The organism is Bacillus sp. ISL-35, from assembly GCF_018613355.1.
Classification (GTDB): Bacteria; Bacillota; Bacilli; order Bacillales; family Cytobacillaceae; genus Mesobacillus.
In genome coordinates this window covers 83,709-99,352 of sequence record NZ_JAGGQK010000014.1, presented here as the reverse complement: position 1 = coordinate 99,352, position 15,644 = coordinate 83,709, and the positions used below count along the sequence as shown (strand labels likewise).

Annotated in this window: 16 protein-coding genes; 10 read left to right on the top strand and 6 right to left on the bottom strand. The window is 42.4% G+C overall.

The genetic code is table 11. The features are described 5' to 3' along the window. Window positions 1-24 precede the first annotated feature (24 nt). Window positions 25-456 carry an NUDIX hydrolase gene (locus tag J7E38_RS18125; RefSeq protein WP_214708514.1) on the top strand — a complete coding sequence of 144 codons (432 nt, stop codon included), beginning with the start codon at window positions 25-27 and terminating at the stop codon, window positions 454-456. A gap of 193 nt (window positions 457-649) precedes the next feature. On the opposite strand, the gene J7E38_RS18120 is transcribed toward J7E38_RS18125, so the two are convergent. After that, entirely contained in the window at window positions 650-1,015 is a 366-nt protein-coding gene (locus tag J7E38_RS18120; protein WP_214708513.1) for a hypothetical protein, read from the bottom strand. 226 nt (window positions 1,016-1,241) lie between these two features. On the opposite strand from J7E38_RS18120, the gene J7E38_RS18115 reads away from it, so the two are divergent. Continuing rightward, window positions 1,242-1,871: a pyridoxamine 5'-phosphate oxidase family protein gene (locus J7E38_RS18115; protein ID WP_215038788.1), complete on the top strand. Its 630-nt coding sequence runs from the start codon at window positions 1,242-1,244 to the stop codon at window positions 1,869-1,871. A 39-nt stretch (window positions 1,872-1,910) separates the two neighbouring features. Here the strand turns inward: J7E38_RS18115 and J7E38_RS18110 are convergent, their stop codons facing one another. Then, window positions 1,911-2,780 carry a glycerophosphodiester phosphodiesterase gene (locus tag J7E38_RS18110; protein WP_215038805.1) on the bottom strand — a complete coding sequence of 290 codons (870 nt, stop codon included), beginning with the start codon at window positions 2,778-2,780 and terminating at the stop codon, window positions 1,911-1,913. A 132-nt stretch (window positions 2,781-2,912) separates the two neighbouring features. Further along, a complete protein-coding gene (locus tag J7E38_RS18105; protein ID WP_215038786.1) occupies window positions 2,913-4,217 on the bottom strand; it encodes a MerR family transcriptional regulator in 1,305 nt (434 codons plus the stop codon). 320 nt (window positions 4,218-4,537) lie between these two features. On the opposite strand from J7E38_RS18105, the gene aspA reads away from it, so the two are divergent. Next, a complete protein-coding gene (gene aspA, locus J7E38_RS18100; RefSeq protein WP_214708509.1) occupies window positions 4,538-5,962 on the top strand; it encodes an aspartate ammonia-lyase in 1,425 nt (474 codons plus the stop codon). A gap of 42 nt (window positions 5,963-6,004) precedes the next feature. Here the strand turns inward: aspA and J7E38_RS18095 are convergent, their stop codons facing one another. Together J7E38_RS18095 and J7E38_RS18090 are read right to left on the bottom strand one after the other, a co-directional pair. Beyond that, on the bottom strand, window positions 6,005-7,243 hold the full coding sequence (locus tag J7E38_RS18095; RefSeq protein ID WP_214708507.1) for an MFS transporter: 1,239 nt from the start codon (window positions 7,241-7,243) through the stop codon (window positions 6,005-6,007). Between the two features lie 13 nt (window positions 7,244-7,256). Further along, complete coding sequence (locus tag J7E38_RS18090) at window positions 7,257-7,859, bottom strand: PadR family transcriptional regulator (RefSeq protein ID WP_214708505.1); 603 nt, start codon at window positions 7,857-7,859, stop codon at window positions 7,257-7,259. Between the two features lie 190 nt (window positions 7,860-8,049). Here J7E38_RS18090 and J7E38_RS18085 point away from each other — a divergent pair, with 190 nt between their 5' ends. Beyond that, entirely contained in the window at window positions 8,050-8,886 is an 837-nt protein-coding gene (locus J7E38_RS18085; RefSeq protein ID WP_214708503.1) for a formate/nitrite transporter family protein, read from the top strand. A gap of 61 nt (window positions 8,887-8,947) precedes the next feature. Here the strand turns inward: J7E38_RS18085 and J7E38_RS18080 are convergent, their stop codons facing one another. Next, entirely contained in the window at window positions 8,948-9,739 is a 792-nt protein-coding gene (locus J7E38_RS18080; RefSeq protein WP_214708501.1) for an HAD family hydrolase, read from the bottom strand. A 161-nt stretch (window positions 9,740-9,900) separates the two neighbouring features. On the opposite strand from J7E38_RS18080, the gene J7E38_RS18075 reads away from it, so the two are divergent. The 6 genes from J7E38_RS18075 (at window position 9,901) to J7E38_RS18050 (ending at window position 15,614) form a co-directional block, all read left to right on the top strand. Next, the gene (locus J7E38_RS18075; protein WP_128721568.1) at window positions 9,901-10,047 is read left to right on the top strand and encodes a lmo0937 family membrane protein; all 147 of its coding nucleotides are present in this window, start codon (window positions 9,901-9,903) and stop codon (window positions 10,045-10,047) included. Window positions 10,048-10,884: 837 nt separating this feature from the next. Further along, complete coding sequence (locus J7E38_RS18070; protein ID WP_214708499.1) at window positions 10,885-11,514, top strand: NUDIX hydrolase; 630 nt, start codon at window positions 10,885-10,887, stop codon at window positions 11,512-11,514. 298 nt (window positions 11,515-11,812) lie between these two features. Then, the gene (locus J7E38_RS18065) at window positions 11,813-12,637 is read left to right on the top strand and encodes a M55 family metallopeptidase (RefSeq protein ID WP_214708497.1); all 825 of its coding nucleotides are present in this window, start codon (window positions 11,813-11,815) and stop codon (window positions 12,635-12,637) included. Window positions 12,638-12,727: 90 nt separating this feature from the next. Continuing rightward, window positions 12,728-13,660: an ABC transporter permease gene (locus J7E38_RS18060; RefSeq protein WP_214708495.1), complete on the top strand. Its 933-nt coding sequence runs from the start codon at window positions 12,728-12,730 to the stop codon at window positions 13,658-13,660. Next, window positions 13,660-14,613: an ABC transporter permease gene (locus tag J7E38_RS18055; protein WP_215038784.1), complete on the top strand. Its 954-nt coding sequence runs from the start codon at window positions 13,660-13,662 to the stop codon at window positions 14,611-14,613. The genes J7E38_RS18060 and J7E38_RS18055 overlap by 1 nt, the downstream gene beginning before the upstream one ends. Window positions 14,614-14,618: 5 nt before the next feature. Further along, window positions 14,619-15,614, top strand: coding sequence for an ABC transporter ATP-binding protein (locus J7E38_RS18050; protein ID WP_214708491.1), 996 nt, complete (start codon window positions 14,619-14,621; stop codon window positions 15,612-15,614). Window positions 15,615-15,644: the final 30 nt, after the last annotated feature.

Sequence of the window (15,644 nt, the reverse complement as noted above, 5' to 3'; positions counted from 1 at the left end):
ATAACAAAAAAGAGGGGGATTATTATGGTACAAAGTAAACAACAAATTTACACACCACCAAAACATTTTGTTTCAGCTGCAACTATTGTAATCAATGATGAAAAGGAAATTTTGTTAATTAAGGGACCTATTAGAGGATGGGAAATGCCGGGTGGAATAGTTGAAGAAGGTGAGTCTTTGAAAGATGCAGCAGTAAGAGAAACTAAAGAGGAATCTGGTATTGATATTGAAGTTCTAAAATTCTGTGGAATATTTCAGAATGTTAACAAATCAATATGTAATACTTTGTTTTTGGCTAAGCCAATCGGAGGTGATTTAACAACTTCATCAGAGAGTTTAGAAGTAGGGTTCTATCCAATTGAGAAAGCATTAGAAATGGTAACCGTGGGAAACTTTAAGCAAAGAATTGAATACTGTCTTGATAATAGCAAACACCCATTTTATATAGAATTTTAGGTAAATGGAAATGAGAAATAACAGTATTGCTTATTAAGGGCACTAATGTTAGAAAAACTAATGAGAGAAAATGCTTGGAGATTCACTACCCCAAGCATTTTTATATATTTTTCTTGCCAAATTGCCTGCTAATTATCATTTGCGCTTAAGACCAGAACCAGTTACAAAATTTGCAAGGAATCCTTTTTTACGATCATTGAGTTTGGTTCAAATCCGGAAATTTGACCGGGGTATTTAATGATAGATGATCCCTGTATGAACGGTAAGCGATGACACTGTGAAAGTTTGAATGAACATCTAGCTGTAGAATCTTAGGGCCATTTGTTTCTAGATAGTACTTCATTTGTCCTTGCTCAAGCTCATAGAATGACAAAGTAACCCCCAAATAGTGTTTACTGGTCACTTTAACGTCAGGATGATTCATGACATAATCTGCAATCTGCTGTACAGAAGCTGATGGTGTAGAGGTGATTGAATAGAGGGTTTCCTTCGCATGGCTATACGCTTGGTTCAAAGTGTTTCTTGCTTTTGCAAGAAAATGGTTAACGGCATTGTTCATTTTTATACCTCCAACTCTATATTTAGATGTTAATTAATATACCCTTGTGTTTTAAATAGAATCCATATACTGGTTTAAATTTGGGGAGAAAAAGGGCGGAAGATTAGTTGCAGAGGAAAAATTAATGCCTAAGCAAAGTACGATGATTCTAAGGATGGCTTAAAAAAATTAGTTATAATTTTATTATAATGTAGTGGTATGGATTTACATAAACTGAAAACGGGAGATGAGGGAATTGGATCATACGATCAAAAGCTTTGAGGAATTAAGGGAACGATTCGGGGAGCCAAGTGAGCTGGCAAAGCGCAAGGTCATTTCTTATGTTGACGAGCATAGCCGCAACTACATAGCAAAATCACCGTTTTTAATTTTGTCCACATCTGATAAAGACGGCTTCAGTGATGCCTCACCCAGAGGAGATTCTCCAGGTTTTGTGCTGATTCTGGATGAAAATAGGATCGTGATACCAGACCGTCCTGGTAACAAAAGAATGGATTCACTGAAAAATATTCTATCGAATCCTCAAGTTGGCCTACTATTTCTTATCCCTGGTATGTCAGAAACTTTAAGAATTAATGGTAGGGCAAGCCTTACTCTTGATCCTGAATTGTTAGGAAGGATGGCAGCAGGAGGGAAAAATCCTCTATTAGGAATAGTAATAGAGGTGGAGGAATGTTTCATACAGTGCGGAAAAGCATTAAGACGATCTGAATTATGGATTCCTGAAAGCTGGGCAGATCCATCTACATTGCCCTCTGGCGCTGAAATACTGGCTGCCCACTCCAAGTTGCCTGGCACGACAGTTGCCGAAATAAAAGATAGATTGGAAGATGGGTATAAAAATAGATTATATTAGGGATTGAAAAAGCTGCCCTTTGGCAGCTTTTTCTACACTTCATGAATGGATCATCCTTTTTTCGATTCTTCCCCGGATGACTTCGTCCAGCCGGTCAGGATAATTAGTGAACATGCCATTCACACCCCAATCGAGAAGCATTTCCATATCTTCCTTTTCATTGACTGTATAAGGAAAAATCAGTAATCCAGAGTCTGAAATCCTTTTTATATACGCAGGATTGGCCGCTGTGAAATGCAACCCAACACCTACAGCATATTCTTTCAGTTTCTTGATTTCACTATCTGTAATAGTAGCTGGAGCATAATAGGATAGTAATTGGATTAAAGGAATCGATTCATTCATGGCATGGATTTTCCTCAGGCTTTCGGCACTGAATGACTGGATGATCACGTTATCAGCTTCACTTCCAGCACCAATCAGTTGATACTCATTCAGAACATCGAGAAGCTTATCTTCCATACCAGGATAGACATCCGGAGATTTTGTTTCGATAAAAAGCTTTGAATCAGAGCCGAACTGGTCAAGGACTTCTCGTAGCGTTGGGATCTGAAGCCCCTTAAATTCAGTTTTCGCTTTATCGGGAAAAGCTTCATTGAACCAGCTGCCTGCGTCAAGACGCTTGATTTCTTCTAATGTTAAGTCTTTAACCAGTCCCTTCTTGCCAGTAGTCCGGTCAATCGTTTCATCATGAAGGGCGATCAATTCACCGTCCCTGGTCATTTGCAGATCGATTTCAATGTAATCACCATTCAATGCCATTCCTAATTCGTAGGAAGGGAAAGTATGCTCAGGGGCATGGCCAGAAGCTCCACGGTGTGAGATATTAATATCCTTCATTTCCGTAATTGAGGGACTGGCTGCCTGTGGAGACTGACCCCACGGTAAGTATATGACCAAAGCTATCATTCCCAGCCATCGATTTATACGGCCCACTAGTTACCCCTCCAGATTCATATCCTTTAGATGTGTGATTTTCTTTTGCTTGAATCCTGTTCTAGTGTAACTATTATTTACAAATTGCCTGGTTATATGCTGAAGCTACTTCCAGACCTTCCACCAATTTCGTTTTGCCTGTTTTGAAGCGGCTGTTTCCCTGAAACTGTCAACCATATCTTTGAACATTTCATCTCGGTTTCTGATTTCCCGCCTTAATTCCTCTCGTTCGTTTTGAAGGGTACGGACAAGATATTCACGTTCTTGATTGATGACTTGATTCAGGTTTGCCAACTCCTGATTTGTAGTTTCCCGGCTGTTAGAAACATAATCGGCAAGAATTTTGAACTCCTCGGAGACCGTTTCGGTTGTCTCATTCAGACGTTTTGCCAGAATGGATAGGTCCCTGTTAGTGCCAGAGGATAGCTGATCAACTGTACTCGCCAATTTTATGATTTTCTCATTCGTTCCTTTATACGTTTTAGTCATATTGGATGTCAGTGACGCGATTCGTTCGGAGGTGCCTTTTGAAACATTCGAAATGCTTCCGGTAAGTGCGTTTATTTTTTCAGAAGTACCCTTTGAAACCTTCGCAACACTCTCAGTCAGTTTGGTGATTTTATCACTTGTACCTTTTGAACTCTTCTGGATACTGTCAGATAACTGGGTTATTTTTTCGGAAGTACCTTGTGAAGCTTTCGAAACCCTTTCTGATAATTTGCTGAACATTTCGTTCGTACCCTTTGAAACCTTCACAAGATTGGTATTGATCTCGGAAGTGCCTTTCGAAACATTCGTAAGCTCGGAAGAAATGGTTCCGAGTACTTCGGAACTTTCTTCTGAAGTCCTGTTCACTGTTTCTGAAAGCACCATTATATGCTCATTTGTTCGTTCACCGGTTTTATAAATGGAATCAGACAGGGATTTTACTGTAGTGAGAGTCCCTTTGGAGATTTCCTTTTTCACCTCTTCAAGTACTTCCTTTCTAATGCCATTCCTGATCTCTGCTTTGAGTTCTTCAATCAAGGATTCTTTATATTGTTCCATTGCTTTCATGAACGCTTCGTATTCACTTTGGCTGTCAGAGAGGGAAGTGCCAGGCGATTCAGGCTGATGAACTGTAAGGCTATTGGGATTGTATTGCTGATCGGGAACCTGGCTTGTCTCCATATGATGCTGCAGAAGGTCCCTAATCATGTCTTTGCTGAGATTTTTATCCCTCATCTGTTTTACTTTCATCAGTTGATCTATTTCAACATCCGTATAGAATCTTGCTCCCTGCTTCGTTCTTGGAACAACGAGCAGGCCGGACAGGTCCTTTTCCCATTGTCTGATGGTACCGGACGGAACATTAATTTTCTTGGACACCTCTTTAATTGTATATGCCTTCATGAATTGAGTGTCAGTCATCATGCACATTCCTTTCTGTATTGTTTTATGGAAAAATCGATGTCCTATTACAATTCAGCAAATGTATTCCTGTTTTCCTGCATGATGACAAAAGCTATCAAAACTAGTGGGATTTCTGCATAACTTCCAGAAAAGGTACAGAGTTCGCATTGGATATCCAAGAAAAAGTTTGTTTTGTGGTGATGAATTCCTGATTTTGATTTACAATAGTCATGTAAGCGCAATGTTTAGACTGAGGGGGATAAATGTATTAAAAAATTGTCGGAAATTGTTGCCCTATATACTTAATCTAAATCTGAAGCTTTTTGGAGGGGTAGGAAATGACTGAAGTAAAAGTCAGGATAGAAAAAGATTTCCTTGGAACAAAGGAAGTATTGGCAGATGCATATTATGGCATCCAGACATTAAGAGCAGTGGAAAATTTCCCGATTACCGGATACAGAATACATAGTGAATTAATTAAGGCAATGGCCATGGTAAAAAAAGCAGCGGCATTAGCCAATATGGAAACGGGCAGGCTGTACGGCGGACTGGGTGAGGTAATCGTAAAAGCTGCTGATGAAATCATCCAGGGTCAGTGGCATGACCAATTCATCGTTGATCCGATTCAGGGTGGTGCCGGGACTTCTATCAATATGAATACGAATGAGGTCATTGCGAACCGTGCTTTGGAATTGCTGGGGGAGAATAAAGGGGACTATTTTACTCTGAGTCCGAACTCTCATGTAAATATGGCGCAATCAACAAATGATGCTTTCCCTACTGCAATCCACTTATCCGTTTTGTCCCTGTTGGACAAGCTTTTAGACACCATGAACATCATGCGCGATGTTTTTTCACAGAAATCAAGAGAATTTGATAGTGTGATCAAGATGGGCAGGACTCATCTGCAGGACGCTGTGCCGATTCGCCTCGGCCAGGAATTCGAAGCCTATACCCGAGTAGTGGAACGCGATATTGAAAGAATCAAGCATACACGCGGCCACTTATTCGAGGTGAACATGGGCGCCACAGCTGTTGGTACAGGCCTTAATGCCAATCCAAAGTACATCAAGAATGTTGTCCGCCACCTTTCTGAAATCAGCGGATATCCATTGATGAATGCTGATCATCTAGTCGATGCCACTCAGAACACAGACGCATATACAACGGTTTCAGCGGCATTGAAGGTTTGTATGATGAATATGTCAAAAATCGCCAATGATTTACGATTGATGGCTTCTGGACCCAGGGTCGGCTTTAATGAAATTTTCTTGCCATCCAGGCAGCCGGGTTCTTCGATCATGCCGGGGAAAGTGAATCCGGTCATGCCTGAAGTCATCAACCAGGTCGCATTCCAGGTCATTGGGAATGATCATACAATCTGTCTTGCTTCCGAAGCAGGCCAGCTTGAGCTTAATGTCATGGAACCTGTTCTCGTTTTCAATCTGATCCAATCGATCAGCATCATGAATAATGGTTTTAAGGTATTTACAGATCATTGTCTTGTTGGAATCGAAGCAAATAAGGAAAAGCTGGAAAAGGATGTAGAAAGAAGCGTTGGCATTATCACAGCTGTTAATCCCCATCTCGGGTATGAAGCGGTATCACGAATCGCAAGGGAAGCCATCCTCACCGGAAAATCGGTAAGAGAGCTATGTCTGGCATATGATGTTCTGACAGAGGAAGAACTGGATCTGATCCTGAACCCATATGAAATGACGAATCCCGGGATAGCAGGGGAAGAGTTGCTGAATAAAGATTGAATTTTAACGAGCCGTTGTCATGCTGACAACGGCTCGTTTTGTCTATGCTCCAATACTCTTTGCTTCAACGTTTTTTCTCAAATTGATTGCTAAAGCAATTGTGCCAAGGAAAAAGGTTGCTATACCAGCACCTGCCAGCACCCCTGATACACCAATCCATTTAGCCAACATCGCTCCTGCAGCCGGAGCGACGAGCATCGAGAATGTTTGCAAGGAAGCTGCAGCAGAAGAAACCCTGCCCATGATATTCTTAGGCGTTTCTGATTGCAGTACATATCCATATGGAACACCTTCAGCAGCAGCAAGGATCCCAAGCAGGAATGCACCAGCCATCCATAAAATCTTCGGAAGTTCGAAAACACCGTACACACCTACTCCAATAAGAAGGATGAGAATGCCGCTCATGACAGAAGCCAAAGCCATCTGCTGGATGGGCTTATTTTTCCAGCTTGTAAATCGACCGAGGAGAAGGGCTCCGACAACGCTGCCGAAACCAACAGAACTGACAAGCAAACCGAATTCTTCTCCAGCAAAACCAAGATTTTGTGCGACAAAGACAAACAAACCATCATAGAGAAAAATAATGAAGAAGGCAATGGAGGAAAGGATGATTGCTGCCTTTAATATCCTGGCAGAGAAGATGTGCCTGACGCCTTCTTTGAGATCGTCCAGATAAGAACTTTCTTGTTTTTTGGCAGAAGATTCCGACTCGATTTTTGGCAAGGCCATCAATATTACAACTGCGATCAGAAAGCCTGCTGCTTCAAAGATAAAGGGACTCCTGACCCCGTATAGGGCAATCAAACCACCGCCAAGGGCAGGACCGACGATTTTCATCGTATTGACTGATAGCTGACTTAGAGTCACAGCTTCGGGCAAATCTTCCTCAGAGACGGTATGCCTGATTGCGCTCTGTCTTGCAGGATCATAGAGAGCTGCGACAGTGGACTTCAGAAATACAAACAACAACATTACATAAAGATTCGGCGCGAAAAACATACCAGCAACAAACAGGACTCTAAGTAATAAACAAGTGATCATCAATATCTTCTGGGGAAGTCTGTCAACAAAAACACTGGCTAGCGGGCCGATGATAACCCAGGGAATTCCCATGATGATGATTACCGAAGCAATTGCAGCTTCGCCAAGACCCCAATGGTAGGCAACGATCACCTGTATCGCGATAAAATCCAGCCAATTTCCCAAATCTGAAAACACCTGTGCCCCAAAAAGTGAACGATATGCTTTGTTCTTCAGCGGTTTAAAGATACCAGCCTCCATATATTCGGTCCTCCTAATGGCCTTTTTTCAGCGCAGTGTTTCTTCGTTCCATTTGTTTTTCTCCAAGCTTCTTTGGATCTTGGCCTTCAGGCAGCTCATCATTTTCAAGGAAGGAGAGCGATTCTTTTATCCAGGTAAGCTCAGCCTCAAGTTTTAACTCGGCAAATCTCATAGCAAGCATTCCGACACTGTTAATATACGAGGTATTGTTTTGCTTCCATTCTTTGACGAAATTAAGGATTTCCTGTGAATCCTTTGCTCTTTCTTTAAGATGTTCAGCCAGGATTTTCAGATCCATTTCGTTATGCCAGGCTGCCATCTTCATGAATAATTCATCCTTTATGGCTGGTGGTTCAGGCTTTCTGGCAAGCCAGCTTTCCAATTCAGTCCAGCCTTTGCCAGTCAGCTCATAGAGTTTTTTCTTCCGGCCTCCTGTCTCTAATTCAATGGTGGTGATGAATCCCTCTTCTTCAAGTTTTTTAAGTTTTGGATAAAGACTGCCATAACTCATGCCCCAGAATAGACCCGCTGCTTTATGCTCAAATTCGGACTTGATATCATAACCGGTACTTGGACGGAAACTGATGACTGCAAGGATGGAATGTTCAATTGACATGTTCAACGCTCCTTAATGATTATATATTATATATATCGTTTTGATATATCAATATGATATGTTTATTTATAAAAAATGTCAAAAAATATTCAAACACTGTTTTTTTGTTGGACAAAGGGGAATTAATCCATTAAAGAAATGTTCAATTGTCAAGAGGAAATAATGCATCTAATGGACAGGAGGAATGAAATTGGCATTTCGTAAACCCCAGGAAATCGCACAAGTGACTATTGACTCTGGCACATACAAGGCTGCTATGCCCGTGAAGAATATGCTTGCATTAGGATTTCTCGGAGGAGCTTTTATCGCTATTGGCTATCTTTTGGACATCAGGGTGATCGCGAACCTGCCGCATGAATGGGGGACATTCGGAACATTCCTGGGTGCCTCGGTTTTTCCTTTAGGGCTGATCTTGATCCTTCTTGCCGGAGGAGAACTGCTTACGGGGAATATGACAGCCATTTCGATGGCCAGTCTCGCGAAGAAAGTGAAGATGAGTATGCTATTGAAAAACTGGTTCTGGATTACTTTAAGCAATTTTGTAGGTGCTCTTTTTGTAGCCTATTTTTTTGGCCATATTGTCGGTTTGACCGAGACAGGTGTTTATCTTGACAAGACGGTCGCTGTAGCAGGAGCAAAACTGGATGCTGGCTTTTGGGCAGCTTTTATTTCTGGCATTGGCTGTAACTGGCTTGTTGGTCTTGCAGTATGGCTATCATATGGTGCATCCGACATGACCGGGAAGATTTTGGCGATCTGGTTCCCGATTATGGGCTTCGTCGCCATTGGATTCCAACACGTTGTTGCAAACATGTTTGTCATTCCGGCAGCAATTTTTGCGGGATATTATAGCTGGAGTGAATACTTCACAAACTTTGTACCAGTATACTTGGGCAACGCAGTAGGCGGAGGTGTGTTTGTGGCTTTGATTTATTGGATGAGCTATAAAGATGCCATTAAAAAGCAAGCTGAGCAGCCCGAAGATCAATTTTCAAAAGCAAGCGCTAAGAAAAGGGCCGCAAGGTAAACACAAAATGGAACCTCTTAAGTTGAGGTTCCATTTTTATGTTGCTGGTTTGGTTTTGGGGCTAGTATTCAATCAACCCAAGTGACTTCAAACCTTTATAGATTCCCGAATCAGTGACAGAGGTCGTTTTATGTTTTGCATGCTGAAACAGATCCCGATGTGCATTTCCCATCGCAAATCCTTCTCCTGCATAGGCCAGCATTTCCTTATCATTCATTCCGTCTCCAAAAGCAATCGATTCCTCACGTTTTATACCCAGCTTTTTCAGAAGAAATTCCACGCCAATCCCCTTGTTCACATGATCTCGAATGACATCGAAACAATGCTGCATCCCCTCGATGTTCACTTGTGATAAATGGATTCCATTATTGAACTGGTAAAGTGAGTCACTTTTGTTTCCGGTAGTGATGATTGTCATTCCTAGAACATTTCCAATGGCATCCTCGGTAAAAATATCATTTTGGCGCAAATGAAATTGTTTTTGAAAGGCTTGTACCGCCTCCGTTTCCAGGCTGGTAAAGTAATTTTTTGAATTCGTATAAAATACAACCTCGTGGCCATTAGCTATGGCAACGTCCAGTATGTACTTTACATCCTCAGGGTTCATTGGTTCTGAAAAAGTGGTCTCACCTTCATATATCCCCAACGCACCGTTATATCCGATAAAAGAAGTGATTTGGAGTTCTTCTGCAAGGTCCGATATTTCGTGGAGCGGGCGTCCTGTAGCCAATACAACCTCTATATTTTGTTTCTTCATTTCCTTAATGGCTCTCCTGGTAGAATCCTCAATTGTGTCATCAGGTGTTAAGATCGTTCCGTCTATATCCAAAAATAAAATCTTGTATGGTCCCATGTGAATTTCTCCTGTCTTGAATGAATAGTTTAAGTTTTACACAACGACACCTATGTTATCAAATATTTGTCATGTCTCAAGTTAGAGAGCAGCTTGTTTAAGTAAATTATCAGGAGGGTAAACTTTAACCAAGACAACAGCAGGGAAGGAGTTGTTTGCCAATGTTATGGACAATAGCGGGAATATTGCTAGTGCTCTGGGTACTGGGGCTGATTTTCAAGGTAGCCGGCGGAATCATACACATCCTCCTCGTTATTGGTATCATATTGATTGCATACAAAGCAATCAAAGGACGATCAACAGGTTGATCATCGACTTAAAGACAGCGGCAAATTGTCGCTGTCTTTTAATTTGCATGGGTATATGAGTGAGTTGGATTATTGGTGCCCGTTTTTTCTAGTATGGGGGAATTTAGGCAGCCAATGAGGGGTTTTGGAGTCTCGTTTTTCCAAGTAAGAGGAGATTCATAACACCAATAGAGCTTATTGATTACCTCTTTTTTGAGAATATGGAGATTTCGGTACCCAATGAAGCTTATTGGAGCCTCATTTATCCATTATATGGGGATTTAGGTCACCAATGGAGCTTATTGGTGACTTGTTTTTCCAGTATGTGGAGATATGGGTACCCAATGAAGCTTATTGGAGCCTCATTTATCCATTATATGGGGATTCAGGTCACCAATGGAGCATAGCGGTGTCTTGTTTTTCCAGTATGTGGAGATATGGGTACCCCATGAAGCTTATTGGAGCCTCATTTATCCATTATATGGGGATTTAGGTCACCAATGGAGCTTATTGGTGACTTGTTTTTCCAGTATGTGGAGATATGGGTACCCAATGAAGCTTATTGGAGCCTCATTTATCCATTATATGGGGATTCAGGTCACCAATGGAGCTTATTGCTGTCTTGTTTTTCCATTATATAGAGATTCGTGTCTCCAATTGTGTTTATTAGTGACCTGTTTTTCCGACATATGAAGGTTCAGATCACCAATGGAGGTTTTCAAACCCACAGATCTCATATACATAATTTAAAGAGGCTTCTTCTCTGTTAAATAACAAGAGCCGTTTCCTTTATTTTCAATGGTTTTTCATAATACAATGAAGACACATACTTATTCGGGGGAGAGTGGATGTCCAATAATGAAAATTCAACAAATATCAGAAGCTTTATTGGGGCGTACACCCTCAATATTGGGACATGAACAATTTATGAAATTCGCCGTGCTGCTGCCGTTAGTGGAGGTCAATAATGAGGTTCATATCCTCTTTGAAGTACGGGCACTTACACTTAGAAGGCAGCCTGGTGAGATTTGCTTTCCCGGCGGCAGGATCGAAAAGGGTGAGGACCCTAAAAAGGCTGCTGCAAGGGAAACTTCAGAGGAACTGGGCATTAAAGAGAGCGAAATCACCAATATGATTCCATTGGATTTTATGGTGTCGGCTTTTGGTACCATCATCTACCCGTTTGTTGGAACGATAAAAAACCCGGGAGCAATCAAGCCGAATGAAGCGGAGGTAGGAGAGGTCTTCACTGTTCCACTGGCTTTTTTCAAAAAGAATCAGCCAGCTACTTATAAGATCAATTTCCAGGTGGAACCTGAGGATGGCTTTCCGTTTGACTTAATTATCGGGGGAGAGAATTACAATTGGCAGACCAGGTCAATGGATGAATATTTTTATCGAGCAAATGGCAAGGTGATCTGGGGCTTGACAGCACGGGTGCTGACTCATTTCCTTGAACTGATGGAACAAGAAAATATGAGAGGGTAGGAGTGCCAATTTCTGGCGCTCCTTTTTCTTACTTCTTCATACCATTATTTTGAAAAAACTGTTTCGGAACCCAAAGCTTTATAAAATACTAATTCATTATTCAGTTTTTATCCCTATTCACTAACCGGAAGCCCCGAAATTATTATTATTAAGATAGTTTTTTACGCATATTTACTCTAAGTGACAAAACTACTATTTCTTTGTAAATACAGAAATTTATAGGAGAAAAGGTTGCGGTTGGTAGATTTATTATTTATAATTTTAAGATAATTATTTATTTATAGAAAGTTGGTTGAAAATGAAATTGTACCTATCAGTGGACATGGAAGGGATCACCGGATTGGTTGACCATACCCATGTGGATTCATCAAAACACAATTACGAACGCAGCCGAAAAATCATGACTCAGGAAGCGAATCATGTGATCACAAAGGCTTTTGAAAGCGGTTGCGAGGAAGTCATCGTCAATGATAGTCATTCCAAAATGAATAACCTTTTGATTGAAGACCTTCATCCTGAAACCCAGTTGATCACTGGTGATGTAAAACCGTTTTCAATGGTTCAGGGATTGGATGAAAGTTTTAAAGGGGCCGTGTTTGTCGGTTATCACGCTAGAGCTTCAATGAGCGGCGTAATGTCACATTCCATGATATTCGGTGTCCGCCATATGTGGATTAACGATGTTCAAATCGGGGAACTCGGATTCAATGCATACGTAGCAGGTTATTTTGGGGTTCCAGTGATCATGGTGGCTGGCGATGATGGAGCAGCAAGGGAAGCAGAAGCATTGATTCCCAATATCACCACTGCCGTTGTAAAGGAATCGATTTCGAGATCTGCGGCAAAAACATTGACACCTGTCAAAGCTGGGGAACTTCTTGCTGAGAAGACAGCCCAGGCTATTCAAAACATCGAAAAAGTGAAACCGCTTACTCCTCCGGAAAATCCGGTTTTGCGAATCGAATTCGCTAACTTTGGGCAGGCAGAGTGGGCAAATCTGATGCCGGGAACAGAATTAGAAGAGGGAACGACCATTGTCCGTTTCCAGGCTAAGGATATTCTAGAAGCCTATCAAGCGATGCTTGTGATGACAGAATTAGCCATGAGAACAAGTTTTTCGTAAGCAGTATTTTCTCTATGCCTGATGGTCGAGCTTTTATTAAAACCGTCAAAGATATTTGCTGACATGAAGACATGATAAGGAAGTGAGTTAATGCTGCAATACATAATCAAACGGCTGGGCTCTATGGCGTTGACTTTATTAGTCATCATTACATTGACCTTTTTCTTAATGCACTCCATACCTGGTTCGCCTTTTAACGAGGAGCGGGCGACAAGCGAGGCAGTACAAAAAAACCTCGAGAGTTTTTATCATTTGGATGAACCGCTTTATGTCCAATATTTCTTGTATTTAAAATCGGTTGTTACTTTCAATTTTGGACCATCTATTAAAAAATCTTCTCAAACCGTAAATGAAATGCTGGGCAGAGGGTTCCCGGTTTCGTTTGAACTGGGAATGGTCACGCTCATTGTGGCTATCTTCTCAGGTATTCTGTTGGGAATCATCGCCGCCCTGCGGCATAACGGCATTATCGATTATCTTGCAATGACCATTGCAGTGGTCGGGATTTCCGTTCCTAACTTTGTCATGGCGACGCTTTTGATCCAGCAGCTTGCCGTGACCTGGCAGATCTTGCCCGTCGCCACCTGGACCAGCCCGAAGCATATGATTCTGCCTACATTGGCACTTGCGACCGGACCCATGGCGATCATCGCCCGTTTGACGAGAGCGAGCATGCTGGAGGTTTTGACCCAGGATTATATCAGGACAGCGAAAGCAAAAGGGCTTTCACCTGTAAAAATTGTCTTCAAGCATGCGTTAAAAAATGCTTTGCTTCCGGTAGTGACGATTCTTGGATCACTGGCGGCGAGCATTTTGACAGGAACCTTCGTTATCGAAAAAATCTTTGCGATTCCGGGAATGGGCAAGTACTTTGTCGAGAGCATCAACCAGCGTGACTATCCTGTCATTATGGGAACAACGATTTTTTACAGCACAGTGCTGATCGTGATGCTGTTCCTGGTTGACCTGGCGTACGGAGTCCTGGATCCAAGAATCAAACTTCATAAAAAGGAGGGGAAATGATGGCTCTGCGAAAACATCAGGAACATCAGTCAAATTCGTCGATTCCCGATGACTGGTTTGTTCCTATAGAAAAAAGTGACTCAGAAGCAGAAGCCGTTGTCAGGCCCAGCCTGTCGTATTGGCAGGATGCCTGGAGACGCCTCCTGAAAAACAAACTGGCAATGATGGGATTGTTTTTTTTATCAGGTTTGACCTTCATGGCTATTTTCGGGCCGCTCATTTCACCACATACAGTCGACCATCAGGATTTAATCAACCAGAACCTCCCGCCATCGAGTGAACATTGGTTTGGGACCGATGAACTGGGGCGCGATGTATTCACGCGTACGTGGTACGGAGCACGGATATCCTTGTTCGTTGGGATTGCAGCGGCCTTGATCGATTTTCTCATTGGTGTCATCTATGGCGGTATCGCTGGCTATAAGGGCGGCAGGACAGATCATTACATGATGAGGGTCATTGAGGTCCTTTATGGACTGCCGTATTTGCTTGTTGTCATTCTAATCAGCGTCGTAATGGGACCAAGCCTTGCAACGATTATCTTTGCGTTGACGATAACAGGATGGATAGGAATGGCAAGGATTGTCCGCGGACAGGTATTGCAAATCAAGAATTATGAATATGTTTTGGCTTCTAAGACATTCGGTACAAAAGCAGCGCGGATCATCCGCAAAAATCTTCTTCCCAATACGATGGGACCGATCATCGTCCAAATCACTCTTTCCGTTCCATCAGCAATCTTTGCTGAAGCATTCCTTAGCTTCCTTGGTCTCGGAATCCAAGCACCGCTTGCGAGCTGGGGTTCAATGGCCAGTGATGCATTGCCGGTCATATTATCGGGTGATTGGTGGAGGCTGTTTTTTCCGGCATTCTTCATCTCTTTGACGATGTTCTCATTTAATGTGTTAGGCGATGGGCTTCAGGATGCACTTGATCCGAAGCTAAGGAGGTAAGCACCATGGAAAAAGTACTTGAAGTAAATGACCTTCATGTTTCATTCAAGACATATGGCGGCGAGGTAAAAGCTGTCCGCGGTGTCACTTTTGATTTACATAAGGGGGAAACCCTGGCGATCGTTGGAGAATCTGGATGCGGTAAAAGTGTAACTTCACAAAGCATCATGAGACTGATCCCAGAACCGCCAGGGAAGTTTGACGGTGGGTCGATTCTTTATAAAGGGAAAGACTTGACAAAATTGAAAGATCCAGAAATGCGAAAAATACGCGGTTCGGATATTTCAATGATTTTTCAGGATCCGATGACGGCACTGAATCCAACTTTGACGATCGGTGACCAGCTTACTGAAGGAATCCTGCAGCATATGAAGCTGACTAAAGAGCAGTCGAAAACAGTAGCGGTTGATATGCTGTCGCTTGTCGGGATCCCCAGTCCGCATGTCCGGATGAAACAATATCCTCACCAGTTCAGTGGAGGCATGAGGCAAAGGATCGTTATTGCGATGGCGCTAGTATGCCAGCCGGAGGTTTTAATTGCAGATGAGCCGACAACAGCACTTGATGTGACCATCCAGGCACAAATTCTGGAATTGTTCAGGGATATTCAGAAGAAGACAGGTGTATCGATCATTCTGATTACGCATGATCTTGGCGTAGTTGCCCAAGTGGCTGACCGGATTGCCGTCATGTATGCCGGCAAGATCGTCGAAACAGGTACCAGAAGAGAAATCTTCTATAATCCACAGCACCCGTATACAAAAGGATTATTGAACTCTGTGCCGCGTTTGGATGTAGAAGGAGAGGAATTGATTCCTATTGGTGGTACGCCGCCAGATTTGTTTTCTCCGCCAGTGGGATGTCCGTTCACAGCAAGATGCCCATATGCGATGGCGGTATGTGATAGGGTATATCCGGATCAGACCAGCCTTTCGGATAGCCACGGAGTAGATTGCTGGCTTCAGGATGAGCGGGCACAAAAGCTGCTCGCAAACAAATAATGGTCAAACAGGCTATTGCCTTTTGATATA